Genomic DNA, 18,541 nt, shown 5'->3' with positions numbered 1-18,541 from the left:
TACCCCATTTTCGGACTATGCATCTAATGTCCCCGTATCGGAGGTTCCATTGCCCGCCTTGTTCGCCATAGCAACCCTTGCACCGCTGCTGCCCCTCGTTCTGGGGCTGCTTCTGGGCGGCTGGTGGGTCGTGGCCGCGGCCCTCTCCATGACTGTAGTGGTCGGCGGGCTGGACCTTCTTGTCCGCATCGCTTTGCCCGCGACGCCGGAAGAGGTCGAGTTTCCGGCCGGTCCGACCCTTTCGGTCGCGATCGGCGTGGCGCAATTGGGGCTGATCTGTCTTGCAGTGGCCTGTCTTGCCGGACCTGGGCTGACCTTCGCCGGGAAGGCCGTACTGCTGTATACTTCGACGCTGTGGATCGGTCAGGTCGGCAATTCCAACGCCCATGAACTGATCCACCGGCCGCAGACGTGGCTCAGGCGGTTCGGCACGCTGCTGTTCGTTTCCGTCCTCTACGGTCATCACGCATCGGCCCATCCCAAGGTGCATCATCGCCATGTCGCCACGCCGAACGATCCCGCCACGGCGCGGCTGGGCGAAAGCGTATACGCCTATTTTCCCCGCGCCTGGATTGGCGGGTTCAGGGCCGGACGGGCGGCCGAACGACGCTTGCTGGAATCACGCTATGGCGCGGCTTGGTGGAAGCACGACCCATACCTGTTCTATGCGGGGGGAGCGGTGGTTTTCCCGGCGGCCGCGCTGATCCTGTTCGGTCCGGCCGGGCTTTTGTGGTACATTGTGCTGTCCGCCCTGTCGCAGATGCAGCTTCTGATCTCGGACTATGTTCAGCATTACGGCCTGACCCGATCGATCCGGGATGATGGAAAGCCCGAGCCCGTCGGCCCCGCGCATAGCTGGAATGCCCCGCACTGGTATTCGGGCGCCATGATGCTGCAGGCGCCGCGCCATTCCGATCACCACGCCCATCCCGCGCGGCCGTTCAATCACCTCTCCCTACCCCCGAAATCCGAGGCACCGCGCCTTCCCTATTCGCTGCCGATCATGGGCGCGATCGCCATGCTGCCGACCCTGTGGCGCCGGGTGATGGACCGGCGCGCGAACCGGTGGCGCACTCCCCTTGAACCCCCGACCCATCCCAAGGCATTGAACGAACATGTGGCGTAGCCTTCTTTTCCTGTGTTTCGGTCTGCTGCCCGGCCTTGCGCTGGCACAGTCCCCCATGTCCGCATCAGAGTTCGAGAGGGAGACCACCGGCAAGACGCTGACCTTCTCGGCCAACGGGATGCCCTACGGGGCCGAAGAATACCGGGAGGATCGCGAGGTGCGATGGTCTTTCCTGGACGGGGAATGCAGCACGGGAACCTGGTATCCGCAGGACGGTGCAATCTGCTTCGTCTACGAGGACGAAGCCGGGAACGAGAGCGCGCCGCAGTGCTGGCACTTCTTTCGCGAGGGGGGCGGATTGCGGGCCGAGTTCGTCTCCGAAACCCCCGGCACGACGCTGTACGAGACCGAGACCTCCGACGAGCCCCTGCTCTGCTACGGCCCGCGGATCGGCGTCTAGCCTGACCTAAAGCAGCGATCCCTGCTCGGGCGGGGTGGGCTTGGACTTGGGCTTGCGGGACGGGCTTGCCCCCAACGTGATCTTGCCGTCCTTGAACTGAAGCTCGACCGTCGCGGCCTCTGCGGCGCGCGCCTTGGTCGTGATGACCTCGTCCCCCTCGCGGACGATGGCGAACCCGCGTTCCAGCGTGGCGTCGTATCCCAGGCTTTCATGCAACCGCGACAGCCCGTCCAGCCTGTCCCGATCCGCTTTGACACGATCGCGGAACACGCGATCCAGCCGCGCCCCGAACACGCTGACCTCCCGTGCCGCCCATTCGGCCCGCCGGGCCAGAGGCATCGGCGACAAGCGCGCTTCAAGAGCCGAAAACGCGCGACGGCGGTCGCGGACGGCTCGAAACAAAGCCGGACCCAGCCGACTGCTCAGATTGGCCGAGGCGTTTCGACAGTTCGAAATCCGGTCTCGCAGCCCTGATGGGCGCACGGCGGCCCCTACTTCCGCCAGCCGCCCGCGCCTTGCCGTCACACCCGCCAGAAGGGCCTGAGGCAAGCGGACCTCGATCCAGTCGAACCGCTGTCGCGCCGTGGCCATCAAAGCCTCAGGGCGCGGCAGGGCCCGGGACATGTCGGCCAACCGCTGGCGCCGCTGCGTGACCCCTCGCCCCAAGGCTCGCGATAGGCGCGCGCCCTGCCCGTCCAACCAGGCCTGAAGCTCCAGCCGCACGGGCACCGCAAGCTCGGCAGCGGCCGTCGGGGTCGGCGCACGCTTGTCGGAGACGTAGTCGATCAGCGTTGTATCGGTCTCGTGCCCCACGGCCGAGATCAGGGGGATCTCGCTTTCGGCGGCGGCGCGGGCGACGATTTCCTCGTTGAAGCCCCACAGGTCCTCGATAGAGCCGCCCCCCCGGGCAACGATCAGAAGGTCCGGTCGCGGTAGGACGCCGCCAGGCTCCAGCGCGTTGAATCCGCGAATAGCCGCGGCGACCTGGGGGGCGCAATCGCGCCCCTGCACCGCCACCGGCCAGACCAGCACTTTGCGGGGAAACCGCTCGCGCAGGCGATGCAGAATGTCGCGGATCACCGCGCCAGAGGGGGAGGTCACGACCCCGATCACCTCGGGCAGATAGGGCAAGGCACGCTTACGGCCCTCGGCGAACAGACCCTCGGCCTCCAGCGCCTTCTTGCGCTTTTCCAGCATGGCCATCAGGGCGCCCACGCCGGCCGGCCGCACGTCGTCCACATTCAACTGGTACTTCGATTGCGAGCCGAAGGTCGTCAGCTTGCCGGTCGCGATGACCTCCATCCCCTCTTCGGGGCGTGTCGTGAGGCCCCCGACCTGACCTTTCCAGGCCACCGACGCCAGCACCGACCGATCATCCTTGATATCGAAATACAGATGCCCGGACCGCGCCACGAAGACGCGACCGACCTCGCCCCGGACTTTGACCCGACCGAACTCTCCCTCGATGACCCGTTTCACCGCCCCGGAGATCTCCGATACGGTGTATTCGTGGGCATTCCCGCCCGACCCTGACTCGTCGAATAGTTCCATGACCGGCAGTCTAGCGATCCGGTTTCGAAAGGGCCATTACCCCGAGCAGTCGCTGCAGCAGGTCCGGCAGGGTTTCGCGCCGTCGAACACCTTGCGGGCATGTTTCAGGCCGGTGTCGCAGTTGGCGTAATCGCCCACGGCCTTCCGCGACTCGGGGTTGGGAAGATACTGACAGTACTCGGCATGCATCACATGCGAGCCGTCCTCGCGTTCGTCGGTGTTAACGTAGTATTTCATGGCATCCTCTTTCCCGGACCCAACACGGATCGCTTCACAACGGGTTCCCTCGCGCCTATCAGCGACCCGAGAAAGACGGAGGCGCGCATGAATATCCTGATCCTCGGCGGCGGGGGGCGTGAACACGCCTTGGCCTGGGCCGTGCTGCAGAACCCGAAATGCGACCGCCTGATCGTCGCGCCAGGAAACGCCGGCATCGGGGGCATCGCCGAGATCTCGACACTGGGGATCGAAGACCCCGCGGCGGTGGTCGAGTTCGCGGGCGAGAATGCGGTGGATTTCGTCATCGTCGGGCCCGAAGCGCCCTTGGCGGCGGGCGTGGCCGACGCCCTGCGCGATGCCAATATCCTGGTCTTCGGTCCCAACCGCGATGCGGCGATGGTCGAAACCTCCAAGAGCTTCACCAAGGCCTTGTGCGATGCTGCAGGCGCACCAACCGCGGCTTATGCGAGGTTCGAGGATGCTGAAGCCGCCCGAGATCACGTAACGGCCCACGGGGCCCCGATCGTGGTGAAGGCCGACGGGCTGGCCGCCGGCAAAGGCGTCATCGTGGCCGAAACGACGGAACAGGCTTGTGCGGCCATCGATGACATCTTCGGCGGACAGTTCGGCGCAGCGGGTGCGGCGGTCGTGATCGAGGAGGTGCTGGAGGGCGAAGAAGCGTCGTTCTTCGTGCTGGTCGACGGCAATGACGTCCTGCCCATCGGCACCGCGCAGGATCACAAGCGCGTCGGCGAGGGCGATACCGGCCCCAACACCGGCGGCATGGGCGCCTATTCCCCCGCGCCGATCATGGATGCCGAAACGACGCGCCGGGCCCTGGAGGAGATCGTGCGCCCCTGCATGGCCGAACTGGTGCGCCGGGGCACGCCGTATTCCGGCGTCCTTTACGTCGGCCTGATGATCCAGAATGGCGCGCCGCGCCTGGTGGAATTCAACGCCCGCTTCGGCGATCCGGAATGTCAGTGCCTGATGATCCGGCTGGGCGCGCAGGCGCTGGACCTGATGCAGGCCTGCGCCGAAAGTCGGCTGGGCGACGCACGGGTTAACTGGGCCGACGATCATGCGATGACCGTCGTGATGGCCGCCATGGGGTATCCGGGGGAGTACACCAAGGGAACCAGGATCGACGGGCTCGAATCGCTGACAGCGACTTCAAGCCAGGTCGTGTTCCACTCCGGCACACGGATCGAGGACGGGAAACCGTTGGCCGCGGGGGGACGCGTTCTGTCCGTGACGGCCCGCGGCGACGACCTGAAGCAGGCGCGCGAACGGGTCTATGCCATGGTCGACGCGATCGACTGGCCCGACGGGTTCTGTCGCCGCGACATCGGGTGGCGCGCGCTCGACTAGAGCCGGGCGATCAGTTCTCGCAGGCCAGAAACCGGTCCAAAGCCCCCGGTGCGTTCGCCCCGGCATCGCGCATGCGCGGTCCCGGCAACGTCACTGCGACGATTCGCGACCAGTCTGCGGAAAGCAGCACCAATTCCGGGGTCCCACCGCACGCGCGCACCCCGCCCGAGATTTCCGGATCGCCGATCCTGTGGTTCGTCACGCCGTCCAGACCGGCAATCTCGACCAGCCGATCCCCGTCCAGCCGCCAGAATCTCAACCGCCGAACCAGATGAGGTCGGTCCACATAGGCCAGTTCGACCCGGCCGTCCCCATCCAGATCGGCGGCCCCCGCAGGGGCCAGCCAGCATGCGTCTGGCCGATGAACTCGGTCGCCGCGACCAGACCGCTTTCGTCATAGATCGACAGCCGCGCGCCAAGTCGAAGGTCCGTTTCGACTGCGATCACCTCGGCGGCGCCATCGCCGTCCAGATCGGACAGACGGGGGGCCGTATCCTCGAACACGCGGGTTTCGGGCAGTGTGACTGTCACAAGACGCCCATCGCTGGTGCGCATCTCGAGGGCGCCCCATTCCACGGCATCGCCCAGAACCCCGTGATCATAGCGTGTGGTCGGCCCGGTATACCCGGCCGAGACCACATCTGCCGCGGCCGTGCCCGCCAGCCAAATCAGGCAGACGGCCACGCGCAGCATCAGATCTGCTTTTCGGGCATCTGCACGACCAAGCCGTCCAGATCGTCGGAGACCTTTAGCTGGCACGTCAGACGCGACCGGGCCGGGTCGGGCTCGTACGCGAAATCCAGCATATCCTCTTCCATCGCTTCCTTGGCAGGCAGCTTTTCGACCCAGCCCTCTGCCACGTAGACGTGGCAGGTCGAACAGGCGCAGGCCCCGCCGCAATCGGCCTCGATCCCTGGGATTCCATTGTCGCGCGCGCCTTCCATGACGGTCAGGCCGTTCTTGACGTCGACGACATGCTCTTTTCCACCATACTCGATATAGGTGATCTTCGCCATTTCGGGCTCCTCTGAATGCATCGCGCCATAGCTAGGGGGATGTGCGCCCCGTTGCCAGCAACGATTGGCCGCAGGAAGACGATGTTCTACAATCGTTCCATGTCAGAATTCGAATCCCCCGACACCGGCTGGCCCCGCCCGCCCTCGGCCCTGCCCCATGGCTGGCTGGACCGCCCCCCCAATGGCGCGCGGGTGACGGTGGCCGGACTGGTGCTGCTGCGTCAAAGGCCCGGCACCGCGAAGGGCGTCGTGTTCCTGACGCTCGAGGATGAGACGGGCGTGTGCAACGTGATCGTCTGGCGCGCCATGTACGAGCGGTTCCGCCGGGCGGTGATCGCGGGACGTTGCCTGCGGGTGACCGGTCGCCTTCAGCGCGACAGCGGCGTGTGCCATATCCTGGCGGACGAGATCGAGGATATCAGCTGGATGCTGGACGATCTGGTGCGCGTGGAAGCCACAGCCGCCGGGGAATGATCCGGCGCGGGTAGGCGCGTGACCATCGGGGCTTTACGGTATCGTCAGAAGGCACCGCAAAAGGTCCCCAAAGCAGTATGTTCCGCCTCGCATTTGCAGCGCTTCTTGCGCTGTCCGCCTGCATTCCGGCCCCGCCGGATGTGTCGCGTTTCATCGAACCCGCGCTGTCGGCGACGGGCGATCAGGTGGTCGACCTGACTAGGCCCGAAATCTGTCAAGCCCGCGACGAAACCCCCGCCGTCATAGAAACGGTGGTGCAGAGCCGCCAGGACGCCGGAGGTTATCAGACCGAAACCGTGCAGAGGATCGTCGCGGACCGCGAAGAAATCTGGTTCGACACCCCCTGCCGGGACTCTTGGACCCCCGCCTTCATCGCCAGCGTTCAGCGGGCGCTGATCGTGCGGCAGCTGATGAATGGCCCCGCGGACGGTGTGATGGACCGTCGTACACGCTCGGCGATCCGGGTGTTTCAGCGCGACGAGGGCATCAACTCGGACGTCCTGAGCATCGCCGCCGGAAAGCGTTTGGGACTTATCGTCTACGACCGGGATGAAGCGCTGGCGAAATAGGCCGACAGACGCAAGAAAGGGCGCCCCGAAGGACTAGCCCCTTACGGCAAATGCTGAAATGACTGTTCTGTTGGCTGCAATGCGGCCAACATTACTTTCAAAAACAGCGTCTTGACCCGTCTCATGAAGGAGGTGTCAGGTGCTGGACGACTCGAAAATATCTTCGACAGGATCTCCGCCCTTGGCGCCGCGTTTTCCGGAGGCATTTGACGGCCTCGACCTAAACTTTTGCCGCAACCCTGCGTGCGGAAGCTACGGCGTGCATCCGGACCCGTTAAAGGGGCCAAGCGGTGAGCCAAAGGCACCGCCGGGCGTCCTGAGAGGCGAGGCTAAGACAAGAAGCACGAAGAGTTTTTCCAGTGCCCGACCTGCAATAAGACCTCGCGGATCAAGAACAACCGCACGATCACCAAAGAATACCGACGCCTCAAGTATTTGCAAGATCACGACCCGACCGTGCCTTCCTGCGAGACGCCCGGATGCTTCGCCCATGGAATCGCGCCTGAGGCAAATCCGGAGTTCTACCGGCGGTTCGGCAAGACGGCCAATGGCGATCCACGTTTCCAGTGCCGAGTGTGCTCGAAGACCTTCTCGACCGGCAAGCCGGCATCTGCGGGGCGACAAGAACCGGGTGATCTTCCAGCTGCTCTGCAATGAGGTATCGCTGGCGAAGATCTGCAAGATCACCGACACCTCCTACTGCGATCTCTACGGCAAGATCGACTTCTTCCACCAGCAGGTCCAAGGCTTCACCGCCCAGTGTGAGGACTTCGCGCGCGTCGATTTCCGGCCGTCGGCTCGCGGTTCGCGAATGACAGCCAGACGCTCTCGCTGAACTGGCCGACGAAGCGCAAGCGGACGCCCGTGGCCGCGCAGCACCTGTCCACGGCGCATTACCGTTCCGGGTTCATCATGGAGGCGGCTTTCCAGTTCGACCCCTCCATGACGATGGATCAGGCCGAGGATCAGGCGCACGCTGCGAACATCTCTGTCGCGTTCCGCCAACACGCGCGCATTTGGACAAATACCGAGTTCCAAGACTACCTGGTGCCGCTCAAGGAGCGGCAGAAGGTGCAGGAGACCGAACTCTACCAGTTGCCACACCAAGGCGTCCTGGTGCGCTACGACATCCTCCAGTATGCCGACGCGCTTCCGGTTCAGGAGATGCTCTCGGGGGCCGACGTGCCGCTCCTGCTGATGATAGATGACGATCGCGGATTGCAGCATGCCTTTCAGGCCGCGTTCGTTCAGGAAAGCAGCGGGCGCAAGGCCGAGATCGCGGTGGTCAGCTTCGACAAGGGGACGACCAACTACATGCGGAACTATACTGTCGCGGGGGACAAACCCTCCTGTCAGGGGTGTCAGGTTGCCGATCGACCAGATCCGCCAACTCTCCGACGAGGACTATGCCCGGCTGGTTGATTTCGCACTGTCGACCCAGGTGATGGGCTGGCCGCTCAATCTCGGCGCCCGCTTCCCATTCTCGAGAAAGTCCGAACCAAACAAGGTCGTGAAGGTGCCGACCTGGCGTCCAGTACGCGATACGAAGTCCGCCGCCCGCCTGATCCGGCGCGCCACGCTGCGCAGCGTGGATGCTTACTTCCACAAGTTCCGGCCCAACCTTCTTTTGTGGATGCCGCTCGGTTTGCAAGGAATTTTTGATCGTCGGGACATGTGATCGAGTGCGTTCTTTTGTCAGGCCTGTTCAGTGCGGCCGACATGGCGCCGCTGGCCGGGATGGTGATGCGCGGACCGGGGCCAAATCTCCAACAGCGAGTTCGGGACTCGGAGAACGTTACTGGTTTGCCCGACCCGGATCGTTTGGATCATTTGCCCATTCGGATCATGCCTTCCTCACAACTCGGTGGTCCCGAGGTCTGCCCGCGCCGCCCGATCAGGCGCCGATCAGTACAGGGCCACGATAGTCCTCGTCCCGCGTGAGCATCGCCCAGATGCCACGCGCCATCTTGTTCGCCATGGCCACCGCCACGACCGGGATCGGCTTGCGCTCCAGCATCCGTGCCAGCCACGATCCCTTTGGCGCCCCTCGCCGCGTAGCCCAGCGGATCACGGCAGTTGCCCCGATCACCAGCAGTCGTCGGATGTCCCGTTGCCCCATCTTCGAGGTCTTTCCCAACCTCTGCTTGCCGCCGGTGGAGTGTTGCCTGGGGACGAGGCCGAGCCAGGCCGCGAAATCCCGCCCGCGGCGGAACTGCTCCATCGGCGGCGCGAAGGTCTCGACCGCGAGCGCGGTGATCGGCCCGACGCCCGGCATCGTCTGCAACTGGCGCGGCAGCTCCGCTTCATTCGACAGCGCTGCGATCCGGGCTTTGAGGGCGTTGATCCGGTCAGTGAGGTGGGCGATCTGTGCAAGGAGCATGCGACAGATGTCCCGAACCAACTCGGGAATGCCAGTGTCGGGATCATCGACGACCTTGGCGAGGCGTGGGACGTAGCCGATCCCCTCGGGTGCGACATGGCCGAACTCGTAGAGATGCGACCTGAGCGCGTTCACGGCCTCCGTGCGCTGCTTCACGAGCTGCTCCCGCGTCCGGAATGCGACGGCGCGTGCTTGCTGGTCCGCGGATTTCGGTTCGACGAACCGCATCGTCGGCCGCAGCGCCGCCTCGACGATGGCCTCGGCGGCGTCATTCTTCTGCCGCTTGAGGAACGGCTTGACGTAGTGCGGCGCGATCAGACGGACCTCATGTCCGTGCCGCGACATCTCCCGAGCCCAGTGATGCGCACTGGCGCAGGCCTCCATCGCCACTCGACACGGCGGCTGCTCCGCCATGAACCGCGCGAACTGCGGCCGCGTCAGCTTCTTCCGGAACAGCACGGACCGGTCCGTCGCGGCGCCGTGCACCTGGAACACGTTCTTTGCGAGATCGACTGGTAACCTCTTCCATTGATGCCCTCTCCTTCAGCTTGTGTCATGACACCGCAAGCTTGGCACATTGCGATGCCGTCAGGTGAGAGCGGCATCCACCCCATCTCTTCGCCTCCCGCCCGGCCATTTCCAGCGGGAATGTCGGGTACACTTGGGACAAGAATTATCTCCACAAACCGGAGGTGATGGCCAAGATGGTCCAGACCTATCGCTTCTACCACAACTGGTGCGACCCCGGAGAAGACACGAAAACGCCCGCGATGCGGATCGGTCTGGCTCGCGGGCGTGTCTACGAACGGGACTTCATGTTGAAGCCCGCAGCCACATGGCTGCGGGCTTCAACATTTGCCGTAAGGGGCTGGCCCCGAAGGACGCCCCTTTTCCCGGCCATATGGGCTGCGATCAGTCTTCGAGGGGCAGCGCCAGGAAGCGCGGCTCGCCCTCGCGACGGATCAGCAGCAGGATCGACCGGCGGCCCGCGTCGCGCGCCTCTTCGATCCGGGTTTCCAGATCCGCGACAGAGGCGACTTTCTCCTGACCAGCTTCGGTGATGACGTCACCCGCGCGAATACCTTTCTCGTAGGCTTCCGAGTCCTCGGCCACATCCACCACCGCCAAGCCGTCCTGTCCAGTGGACAGGCCAAGCTGTTCGCGCATCTCGTCCGTCAGTGGCCGGACCGTCACGCCTAGCACATCCTCTTCAGCTTCTTCGGGGGCATCCATCGTGGCCGTGGCGGGAACCGCCTCGGCTTCCTCGCGGCGGCCCAGGGTCACCGAAAGCTCGACCTCGTCGCCGTCGCGGAAGACCGTCACGGGTACGGTGGCGCCAACTTCGGCATCGCCAACCCGGCGGACCAGGCCCCGGGTATCCTCGACCTGCTGATCGTTGAAGCTGACGATCACGTCGCCCGACTCCATACCTGCTTCGGCGGCGGGGCCTTCCGGAACGTCGGTGATCAACGCGCCCGACGCTTCCTGAAGTCCGATGGATTCAGCGATGTCGTCGGTCACATCCTGGATACGGACACCCAGCCAGCCGCGGCGCGTCTCGCCGAATTCGCGAAGCTGGTCGACGACCTTGGTCACCACGTTCGAGGACATGGCGAACCCGATGCCGATCGACCCACCGTTGGGCGACAGGATGGCAGTGTTCACGCCGACGACTTCGCCGTCCATGTTGAACAGCGGTCCGCCCGAATTGCCGCGGTTGATGGCGGCGTCGGTCTGGATGTAATCGTCATAGGTGCCCGACAGCGCCCGGTTCCGTGCCGATACGATGCCCGCACTGACAGAAAAGCCCTGTCCGAGCGGGTTACCCATCGCCATGACCCAGTCACCCACAGCGGCATCGTCGCTGTTGCCGAAAGGAACCGGCTTCAGGGGGGCATCTGACTCTACCTTCAGAAGCGCGATGTCGGTATTGGGGTCGGTCCCCACGATCTCGGCTTCCAGGGTCTCGCCGTTGAAGAACTCGATATTGATCTCGTCAGCGCCTTCGATGACGTGGTTGTTCGTCACGATATAGCCGTCATCAGAGATCACGAAGCCCGAGCCCAACGCTTGGCTGCGACGGGGCGCGCCGCGCTCCTGGTTGCGGTCCATGAAGTCGCGGAAGAAGTCCTCGAAGGGCGAACCTTCGGGAACCTGCGGCATCGGGTTGGCGCTGGCGGCAACGGTCGTCGACGTCGTGATGTTGACCACCGAGTCACTGATTTGCTCGGCCAGGGGGGCGAAAGTTTCGGGCGTCGCCTGTGCGTCCAACGCCGGCGTCACGACAAGCGCGGTGCCCAGCAGCAGGGCCGTGGTCAGACGCCGCGCTTGGCGGGCCGGAATTATATGGGAAATGGTCACTCTGCTCTCCTTGGGTTCGGTCGGCCCCGAGGGCCGCGGGCGCAGACGCCCGTCTTGGATGCCTGAATGAGATAAGAGATAGGAATTGACGGCGGCAACACAACGATCCGTCGCGCGCCGTCAACTGGGTGTGAGACGGCTGTAACCTTTCCCAACGCCTTGGGTTCGGTCACGCCAGTGCTAACGCCATGGAAATCAACGCCAGACCAACCGTCAAAGCAATGAGGCCCACCAGACGGCGGGCCTCGACCGGCATCTGCCGGAAATGTTCAAGAAGGTCTTCCACCCGGTCCGGCGCGATCACGAAGAGAAACCCCTCGAAGATCAGCACCAGACCGAGTGCCAGAATGATGGTACCCATCAATTCGTCGGCTGTGCCGCCGCTTCTTCGGCGACCGGGGCCGCATCGGTTTCCTCAGGCTCGGAAACGCTTGCCGCAGGGGCGTCGCCCTGCTGTTCCGAGTTGGCCGCCGCGGCGCCGCTTTGCGACAGCGACGCTTCCGCGCCTTCCGTGGTCCGGCCGGTCGGAGAGTCGGTCTTGAGGTAATTGAAAAACTCGCTGTCCGGCGACAAGATCAGCGTCGAGTTGTTCCCCTGCAAGGCCCGGTCATAGGCGGTCAACGAGCGGTAGAACTCGAAGAACTCGGCATCCGCCCCAAAAGCTTCCGCGAAGACACGGTTGCGCTGTGCGTCGGCCTCACCTCGGGTGATTTCCGCTTCACGCTGCGCCTCGGAAACTAGCTCGACCCGGGTACGGTCGGCCTGGGCACGCACGCGCTGCGCGGCTTCCTCACCACGGGCCCGTTCGTCCGTCGCCTCGCGCTCACGCTCGGCGCGCATCCGGTCGAAGGTCGCCGCCAAGTTCTGATCGGGAAGCGCGGTCTGCTTCAGGCGCACGTCGATGATCTCGATCCCCAGTTCTTCGGATTCGGAGGTCACCTGATCGCGGATGCGGGTCATCAGCACGGACCGGTCCTCTGACAGGATGGTGTTCGAGGTGACGCCATCCGAACCCAGAACCGCCCGGGTCTGCGCGATCAGGATGCCGCCCAGCCGCGTTTCGACCGACCGCACGCCGCCGCCGCCAATGGCCCGGCGGAACTGCTCGACATCGGCGATCCGGTACCGTGCGAAGGCGTCGACGATCAGACGCCGATCATCCGAAGGCGTGACCTCGATCGGATCGGTGTCCAGCGACAGTATCCGGTCGTCGTAGTTGACGACGTTCTGGATGATCGGGATCTTGAAGCCGATGCCCGGGTCTTCTTTCACGGACTTGATTTGGCCGAATTGCAGAACGAGGGCCTTCTCACGCTCGTCCACGACGAAGATCGAGGACATGAGCACAAAGAGGGCAACGACCACGAAGCCGAGGAATACATATGCCTTGCGCATCAGTTGGCGTCTCCGTTGCCTTGTGCGGTCTGGGCGCGATTCCGGCCCAGTTCGTTGATCGGCAGGTAGGGCACGACCCCTTGTCCGCCGGCGCCACCCTGTTCGTCCAAGATGACCTTGTCGACGCGGCCCAGCACGGTTTCCATCGTCTCGAGGTACAGGCGCTTGCGCGTGACTTCGGGGGCGCGCTGATACTCGCCCAGCACGGCCGAGAAGCGCGACGCCTCACCCTGGGCCTCGTTCACGACCTGGGCGCGATAGGCCTCGGCCTCTTCCAGCGTTTGGGCGGCTTCGCCTCGCGCGCCGGCAAGGACACGGTTCGCATAGGCATCCGCCTGACGCTCCAACCGGTCACGCTCCTGCTCGGCGGCCTGAACGTCGCGGAATGCGTCGATCACCTCGCCCGGCGGGTCCGCCTTGTCGAGGTTCAGACGAATGATGTTCACGCCGGAATTGTAACTGTCGAGCGTATCCTGAATCAGCTGCTCGACTTCCTGGGCAATGACGCCCCGATCGCGGTTCAGGATCGGCGCAAGCTCGGATTGGGCGACGACTTCGCGCATTGCCGATTCGGACACCGCGCGAATGGTCTCGACCGGCTCGGCCAGGTTAAACAGGAATTCGGCGGGGTCGCGGATGTTCCAGACGACCTCAAAATCGATGTCCACGATGTTCTCGTCCGTCGTCAGCATCAGGCCGTCATCGGCATTGGTGCCGCGACCGATGCCAAGCTCTTCGGTCTGTTCGCGGGTCACCGGAATGACTTCGGCGGTCACCAGCGGCCAGGGCGCGAAGTTCAGGCCCGGTTGTCCCGTCGAGGAATACTCGCCCAGGAACAATTCGACCGATTGCTCGGACGTATCCACCCGGTAAAAGCTTGCGGCGAGCCACACGCCGACAAGCACAAGCCCGGCAACGATCCACGTGCCGCGCCCGAACCCCGATCCCCCGGATCCGCCGCCTCCGGTCGGACGTCCATTCTTGCCGCCCACCAGAACGCGAAGCTGTTCCTGACCCTTGCGCACGATCTGGTCGATATCCGGGACCTGCCCATTGCCGCCGCCTTGTCCGGGGCGCTGGCCTTGCGGACGGCGATCGTCACCACTCCCGCCGCCGTTGCGATTGCCACCGCTGCCCCAAGGGCCGCCGTTGTTCCCTGCCATGTTAGCCGAGTTCCCTTGCGTCTGACATTTTTCGTATCCTGCCTTTAGATGGTCGTTTCAGACGGGGCGTTCAACCCGAACGGACCGGCTGCGACATGGTGACGATCTCTTCGGTGGCGGTGGGATGCACCGCACAGGTCGCGTCGAACTGTTCCTTAGTCAGCTTGTTCTTCACCGCAATGCCGATGAGCTGTATCCATTCGCCGGCATCGTCGGACACAATATGCGCGCCCAATACGACGCGGGTTTCCTTGCACACGATCAGCTTGAACATGGTGCGGTCGGGGCAATCGATGAAGGCGGTGCGCATGGGACGGAAGGATGTCGCATAGACCTCGATCTCGCGATCGGCGCGGGCTTCTTCTTCGGTCATGCCGACGCTGCCAAGCTCGGGTTGGGTGAATACGGCCGAGGCGACAAGCTCGTGATCGACGGGCTGATCCATGCCCTTGAAGACCGTGTTCGTGAATGCCATCGCCTCGCGGATCGCCACTGGCGTCAGTTGCACGCGGTCGGTCACATCCCCGATGGCATAGATCGATGGGACGGATGTCTGTGAATATTCATTGACCACAACCTGGCCGCGGCGGCCCACCTCGACGCCGACACCTTCAAGCCCCATGCCTTCGGTGTTGGGTTTCCGACCGGTGGCGAAAAGAACGTGGTCGAACGTGCGCTCTCGCCCGTTCGTCGCCTTGACCCGAACCGGGCAGCCGGCCCTTGCGATCGTTTCGCTTTTCGGGTTCCGGGCCAGCGCATCCTGGGGTTCCGCCTTCGTTTCCTCGCCCACGGGGGCGCCCATCGCGGCGTCGGATTCGCCGCCCAGCGGCATGTCGTCTTGCTGGCTTTCCCGGGACATATCCATGATGGACGTCCCGGTGTGAATCTCGATCCCGCGTTCGCGCATCATTTCCGAGATCAGGCCGCGGCATTCCTCGTCGAAGCCATTCAGGATCTGGCCGCTGCGAAGGTACATGGTCACTTCGACGCCCATCCCGGCCATCATGCACGCAAATTCGCACCCGATGTAACCGCCTCCGACGATCAGAAGAGTCCTGGGCAGTTTCTCGAGCATGAACATGTCGTTGGACACGAGGCCCATATCGGCATTTGCCAGCGGCGGGCGCACGGGCGATCCGCCAGACGCGATCAAGATATGCTTCGCCGATAAGGTCTGCCCATCGGCCAGTTCCACGTCGTGCGGACCGGTCAGACGGGCGCGACTGTCGAAGACCCTGACGTCGGACTTGTCGAGCATCGCGCGATAGACCTCTTCAAGCCGGTCGAGCTCCTTGTGGAGGTGCGTGCGGAAGGCGGGCCAGTCGAACGCGCCGATGCTTGCGTCCCACCCGTAGGACCGTGCGTGCTCCACATGGCGCGGGAAGCCGGACGCGAAGACCATGATCTTCTTGGGCACACAGCCGCGAATGACGCAAGTGCCGCCCATCCGGCTCTCCTCGGCCAAAGCGACGCGCGCGCCGGTCGCCGCAACTGTGCGTGCGGCACGAACCCCGCCAGAGCCGCCGCCAATCACGAAAAGGTCGTAGTCGAAATCGCTCATGCCAATGTCCCCGCAAATACCCGGGACGGTCTATGGCATGAACCGTGACGCGTCACTACCTGGGCGCGGTCATCTTGTCACCAGACCCGCCAAACCAGCCGCGGCGACCAGGGTCAGTCCCGCGCAGAACCACATCCTGTTGTGCAACGGAGTCGACACCCAGCATTTGCCGCAAGTTCGCGCACCTAAGCGCATGCGATGGTCGCAATTGTGGCATCGGTAGATACGGAAAGCCATTCGAGCAGCACCCCGTTGAGTAAACAAGCAATACTGGCGAACCGGACGCGTTAAGTTGCAGACCAACGATACCGGTCGCGTCAGAATGGAATCATCCTATCACAAATGCGGCATCACCTCAAAGAAGTGATGCCGCATTGCCGCATATCCATGCGGATCGACGGTAGAAAGACGCAATTATCTACGCTTTTTTGTCGTCCTTGCGATCGGAAGTCAAAGCATCCTGTGCTTTGCCCACGTTTTTCTGGGCCTTGCCCTCAAGCTGATCGCCCTCGCCTTCGGCTTCCAGCTTTTCGTTTCCCGTGGTCTCGCCGGCGACCTCTTTGGCCTTGCCCTTGAGTTCCTTGCCGTGACCTTTGGTTTCGTTCTCGTTCATGTTGCACCCTCCGTACCAGTTACGAAGATGAAACGTCCCGCGGGCCTCAAGCGTTCCAACAGCCCCGGCGGCGACACCCAAACGTGACCCCGAGCAGTGCTAGACCAGGCGCGACACCTCTTTCGCCGCGCGCACGAAATCGGCGAACAGCGGATGCGGCGCGAACGGCTTCGATTTCAACTCCGGGTGGAATTGGACCCCGATGAACCAGGGATGATCCGAGACCTCGACGATCTCGGGCAGGCGTCCATCCGGCGACATTCCCGAAAAGCACAACCCGTGCGCTTCTAGGGTCTCGCGATACTTGATGTCGACCTCATAGCGATGGCGGTGGCGCTCCTCGATCCGGTGGCTGCCGTAAACCTCGGCTACCTTGGACCCTTCCCGCAGATGCGCCGTGTAGGCACCCAGCCGCATCGTGCCGCCCTTGTCGTCCAACACGTCCCGCGCGATCGTCTGGTTGTCCTTGATCCACTCCTTGAGGTGAAAGATCACCGGCTCGAACCGCGCAGCGCCGGCTTCGTGATCGAACTCCTGACTGCCCGCACGATCCATACCGGCAAGGTTCCGGGCGGCTTCGACAACGGCCATCTGCATGCCCAGACAAATGCCCAGATACGGGATCTTCCGCTCGCGCGCGAACTGCGCGGCCTTGATCTTGCCCTCTGTCCCACGCTCGCCGAAGCCGCCGGGGACGAGGATCGCGTCGTAGGGCTCCAGATGCGGGGCCGGATCCTCGCGATCGAACACTTCGGAATCGACCCATTCGATCTTGACCTTCACCCGGTTCGCCATCCCGCCATGGGTCAGCGCCTCGGCTATGGACTTATAGGCGTCCTCAAGCTGGGTGTATTTGCCGACGATGGCGATCTTGACCTGACCCTCGGGGTTGAACACCCGGTCGGCGACGTCGTGCCATCGGTCGAGGTTGGGCTTAGGCGCGGGGCTGATCCCGAACGCATCCAGCACCGCCTGATCCATCCCTTCGCGGTGATAGGCCAAAGGCGCCTCGTAGATCGACTTCAGATCATAGGCGGCGATCACGCTGTCGGGGCGCACGTTGCAGAACAACGCCAGCTTCTCGCGCTCCTTCTCGGGGATCGGACGCTCGGACCGGCAGACCAGCACGTCTGGCGCGATCCCGATCGAGCGCAGCTCCTTGACGCTGTGCTGGGTCGGCTTCGTCTTCAGCTCGCCACTGGCCGCGATCCAGGGCAACAGCGTCAGGTGCATGAAAATGCACTGCCCGCGCGGCCGTTCCTGCGCGAACTGGCGAATCGCTTCGAAGAACGGCAGCCCCTCGATATCGCCGACGGTACCGCCGATCTCGCACAGCATGAAATCGACCTCGTCGGCGCCGATGGTCAGGAAATCCTTGATCTCGTTGGTGACGTGCGGAATGACCTGAATCGTCTTTCCCAGGTAATCCCCGCGCCGCTCCTTCTCCAGAACACTGGAATAGATCCGCCCCGAGCTCACCGAATCTGTCGACCGCGCCGCGACGCCGGTGAAACGCTCGTAATGCCCCAGATCCAGATCGGTCTCGGCCCCGTCATCGGTGACGAAGACCTCGCCATGCTCGAATGGACTCATCGTTCCGGGATCGACGTTCAGGTAAGGGTCAAGCTTGCGCAGACGGACGCTGAACCCACGGGCTTGCAGAAGCGCACCCAGCGCGGCCGAGGCCAGCCCCTTACCAAGCGAAGAAACCACGCCCCCCGTGATGAAAACGTAACGCGCCATGGTCGCAATCCCCGTGGTCTCAGTGCAGCGAAAATAGGTGGCACCGGGCAGCGCGAAGCCGCCCGTCACGGGATTTGACGTCTATGGCGAAAGCGCCCCGCCCGCAACCGGGGAGCAGGCCTTCAGTCAGCCCGCGGCGGAAGCAGCGGCGCATCCCCGGTGGACCCGGTCGTGGGCGGCGGAAGCAGATCGCCGCCAAGCTCGGGAACCGAGGGGGATTGGTCACCCTCACTGATGGGCGCGCCTTGCGTTCCCAACCGGTCCAGGACCGAGCTGTCGGCCGAGTTCTGCGCAGCGATCACCGTCAGCCAGATCGACGTCGCGATGAAGCAGATCGCCAGCCCCCAGGTCATCTTGCCAAGGGCCGTGGCCGCGCCGCGGGCGGACATCGTGCCCCCGCCGCCGCCCATGCCAAGCCCGCCGCCCTCCGACCGCTGCAGAAGAACGACACCGATCAGGCACAGTGCCAGGATCAGGTGGATGGTAAGGACGATGTTTTCCATGGGCGGGTATCCCGTCTCGCGTGACGGGCCTCATGTATGGGGAACACGCGCCCGGCGCAACCCGCGCTTGCCAAGCCATCTGATCGGGGCGCATGA

General features: G+C 64.0%; 21 protein-coding genes and 1 pseudogene. 8 read left to right on the top strand and 14 right to left on the bottom strand.

The features are described from left to right. Positions 1 to 49: 49 nt before the first annotated feature. Both PAA8504_RS13085 and PAA8504_RS13080 read left to right on the top strand, forming a co-directional pair. Positions 50 to 1,126 carry an alkane 1-monooxygenase gene (locus PAA8504_RS13085; protein ID WP_245897625.1) on the top strand — a complete coding sequence of 359 codons (1,077 nt, stop codon included), beginning with the start codon at positions 50 to 52 and terminating at the stop codon, positions 1,124 to 1,126. Then, complete coding sequence (locus PAA8504_RS13080; RefSeq protein WP_108894627.1) at positions 1,116 to 1,526, top strand: hypothetical protein; 411 nt, start codon at positions 1,116 to 1,118, stop codon at positions 1,524 to 1,526. Before PAA8504_RS13085 ends, PAA8504_RS13080 begins: the two co-directional genes overlap by 11 nt. A 6-nt stretch (positions 1,527 to 1,532) precedes the next feature. On the opposite strand, the gene xseA is transcribed toward PAA8504_RS13080, so the two are convergent. Both xseA and PAA8504_RS13070 read right to left on the bottom strand, forming a co-directional pair. Continuing rightward, on the bottom strand, positions 1,533 to 3,077 hold the full coding sequence (gene xseA / locus PAA8504_RS13075; protein WP_108894626.1) for an exodeoxyribonuclease VII large subunit: 1,545 nt from the start codon (positions 3,075 to 3,077) through the stop codon (positions 1,533 to 1,535). A gap of 36 nt (positions 3,078 to 3,113) precedes the next feature. Further along, positions 3,114 to 3,314 carry a hypothetical protein gene (locus tag PAA8504_RS13070; protein WP_108894625.1) on the bottom strand — a complete coding sequence of 67 codons (201 nt, stop codon included), beginning with the start codon at positions 3,312 to 3,314 and terminating at the stop codon, positions 3,114 to 3,116. A gap of 87 nt (positions 3,315 to 3,401) precedes the next feature. Between PAA8504_RS13070 and purD the strand changes: the two genes are divergently transcribed. Then, a complete protein-coding gene (gene purD, locus PAA8504_RS13065) occupies positions 3,402 to 4,667 on the top strand; it encodes a phosphoribosylamine--glycine ligase (RefSeq protein ID WP_108894624.1) in 1,266 nt (421 codons plus the stop codon). A gap of 10 nt (positions 4,668 to 4,677) precedes the next feature. Here purD and PAA8504_RS22530 read toward each other — a convergent pair whose 3' ends face one another. The 3 genes from PAA8504_RS22530 to PAA8504_RS13055 are packed head-to-tail and all read right to left on the bottom strand — an operon-like array spanning position 4,678 to position 5,683. After that, on the bottom strand, positions 4,678 to 4,926 hold the full coding sequence (locus PAA8504_RS22530) for a hypothetical protein (protein ID WP_245897624.1): 249 nt from the start codon (positions 4,924 to 4,926) through the stop codon (positions 4,678 to 4,680). Continuing rightward, complete coding sequence (locus PAA8504_RS22525) at positions 4,923 to 5,360, bottom strand: hypothetical protein (protein WP_245897623.1); 438 nt, start codon at positions 5,358 to 5,360, stop codon at positions 4,923 to 4,925. Before PAA8504_RS22525 ends, PAA8504_RS22530 begins: the two co-directional genes overlap by 4 nt. After that, the gene (locus PAA8504_RS13055) at positions 5,360 to 5,683 is read right to left on the bottom strand and encodes a 2Fe-2S iron-sulfur cluster-binding protein (protein ID WP_108894623.1); all 324 of its coding nucleotides are present in this window, start codon (positions 5,681 to 5,683) and stop codon (positions 5,360 to 5,362) included. The genes PAA8504_RS22525 and PAA8504_RS13055 overlap by 1 nt, the downstream gene beginning before the upstream one ends. 99 nt (positions 5,684 to 5,782) lie before the next feature. Between PAA8504_RS13055 and PAA8504_RS13050 the strand changes: the two genes are divergently transcribed. From PAA8504_RS13050 to PAA8504_RS13030, 5 genes are all read left to right on the top strand, one after another. Further along, positions 5,783 to 6,157 carry an OB-fold nucleic acid binding domain-containing protein gene (locus PAA8504_RS13050; RefSeq protein WP_245897622.1) on the top strand — a complete coding sequence of 125 codons (375 nt, stop codon included), beginning with the start codon at positions 5,783 to 5,785 and terminating at the stop codon, positions 6,155 to 6,157. Between the two features lie 77 nt (positions 6,158 to 6,234). Beyond that, positions 6,235 to 6,726: a peptidoglycan-binding domain-containing protein gene (locus PAA8504_RS13045; RefSeq protein WP_108894621.1), complete on the top strand. Its 492-nt coding sequence runs from the start codon at positions 6,235 to 6,237 to the stop codon at positions 6,724 to 6,726. A gap of 547 nt (positions 6,727 to 7,273) precedes the next feature. Further along, positions 7,274 to 7,561 (top strand): hypothetical protein, encoded by a 288-nt coding sequence (locus PAA8504_RS13040; RefSeq protein ID WP_146190494.1) that lies wholly within the window; start codon positions 7,274 to 7,276, stop codon positions 7,559 to 7,561. 29 nt (positions 7,562 to 7,590) lie between these two features. After that, a complete protein-coding gene (locus tag PAA8504_RS13035; RefSeq protein ID WP_108894619.1) occupies positions 7,591 to 8,148 on the top strand; it encodes a hypothetical protein in 558 nt (185 codons plus the stop codon). Then, the gene (locus tag PAA8504_RS13030) at positions 8,093 to 8,404 is read left to right on the top strand and encodes a hypothetical protein (protein ID WP_108894618.1); all 312 of its coding nucleotides are present in this window, start codon (positions 8,093 to 8,095) and stop codon (positions 8,402 to 8,404) included. The genes PAA8504_RS13035 and PAA8504_RS13030 overlap by 56 nt, the downstream gene beginning before the upstream one ends. Before the next feature lie 216 nt (positions 8,405 to 8,620). Here PAA8504_RS13030 and PAA8504_RS13025 read toward each other — a convergent pair. From PAA8504_RS13025 to secG, 9 genes and pseudogenes are all read right to left on the bottom strand, one after another. Further along, a pseudogene (locus PAA8504_RS13025) lies at positions 8,621 to 9,619 on the bottom strand (IS110 family RNA-guided transposase); the annotation flags it as partial. A 399-nt stretch (positions 9,620 to 10,018) separates the two neighbouring features. Continuing rightward, complete coding sequence (locus PAA8504_RS13020) at positions 10,019 to 11,467, bottom strand: DegQ family serine endoprotease (protein ID WP_108894616.1); 1,449 nt, start codon at positions 11,465 to 11,467, stop codon at positions 10,019 to 10,021. Positions 11,468 to 11,636: 169 nt separating this feature from the next. Beyond that, on the bottom strand, positions 11,637 to 11,828 hold the full coding sequence (locus tag PAA8504_RS13015; RefSeq protein ID WP_108894615.1) for a DUF2065 domain-containing protein: 192 nt from the start codon (positions 11,826 to 11,828) through the stop codon (positions 11,637 to 11,639). Further along, the gene (hflC, locus tag PAA8504_RS13010; protein ID WP_108894614.1) at positions 11,828 to 12,862 is read right to left on the bottom strand and encodes a protease modulator HflC; all 1,035 of its coding nucleotides are present in this window, start codon (positions 12,860 to 12,862) and stop codon (positions 11,828 to 11,830) included. Before hflC ends, PAA8504_RS13015 begins: the two co-directional genes overlap by 1 nt. Next, positions 12,862 to 14,025: an FtsH protease activity modulator HflK gene (hflK, locus tag PAA8504_RS13005; protein ID WP_108894613.1), complete on the bottom strand. Its 1,164-nt coding sequence runs from the start codon at positions 14,023 to 14,025 to the stop codon at positions 12,862 to 12,864. Before hflK ends, hflC begins: the two co-directional genes overlap by 1 nt. Positions 14,026 to 14,095: 70 nt before the next feature. Next, a complete protein-coding gene (locus PAA8504_RS13000; protein WP_108894612.1) occupies positions 14,096 to 15,586 on the bottom strand; it encodes an FAD-dependent oxidoreductase in 1,491 nt (496 codons plus the stop codon). 418 nt (positions 15,587 to 16,004) lie between these two features. Beyond that, positions 16,005 to 16,199, bottom strand: a complete 195-nt coding sequence (locus PAA8504_RS12995; protein ID WP_108894611.1) for a CsbD family protein — start codon at positions 16,197 to 16,199, stop codon at positions 16,005 to 16,007. Between the two features lie 99 nt (positions 16,200 to 16,298). Further along, complete coding sequence (gene pyrG, locus PAA8504_RS12990; RefSeq protein WP_108894665.1) at positions 16,299 to 17,942, bottom strand: CTP synthase; 1,644 nt, start codon at positions 17,940 to 17,942, stop codon at positions 16,299 to 16,301. Between the two features lie 122 nt (positions 17,943 to 18,064). After that, the gene (gene secG, locus PAA8504_RS12985; protein WP_108894610.1) at positions 18,065 to 18,445 is read right to left on the bottom strand and encodes a preprotein translocase subunit SecG; all 381 of its coding nucleotides are present in this window, start codon (positions 18,443 to 18,445) and stop codon (positions 18,065 to 18,067) included. Between the last annotated feature and the right edge of the window lie 96 nt (positions 18,446 to 18,541).

The organism is Palleronia abyssalis (genome assembly GCF_900302445.1).
Lineage (GTDB): Bacteria > Pseudomonadota > Alphaproteobacteria > Rhodobacterales > Rhodobacteraceae > Palleronia > Palleronia abyssalis.
Note: the sequence above shows the minus strand (reverse complement) of the source record. Positions and strands in the feature narration are given on the sequence as shown.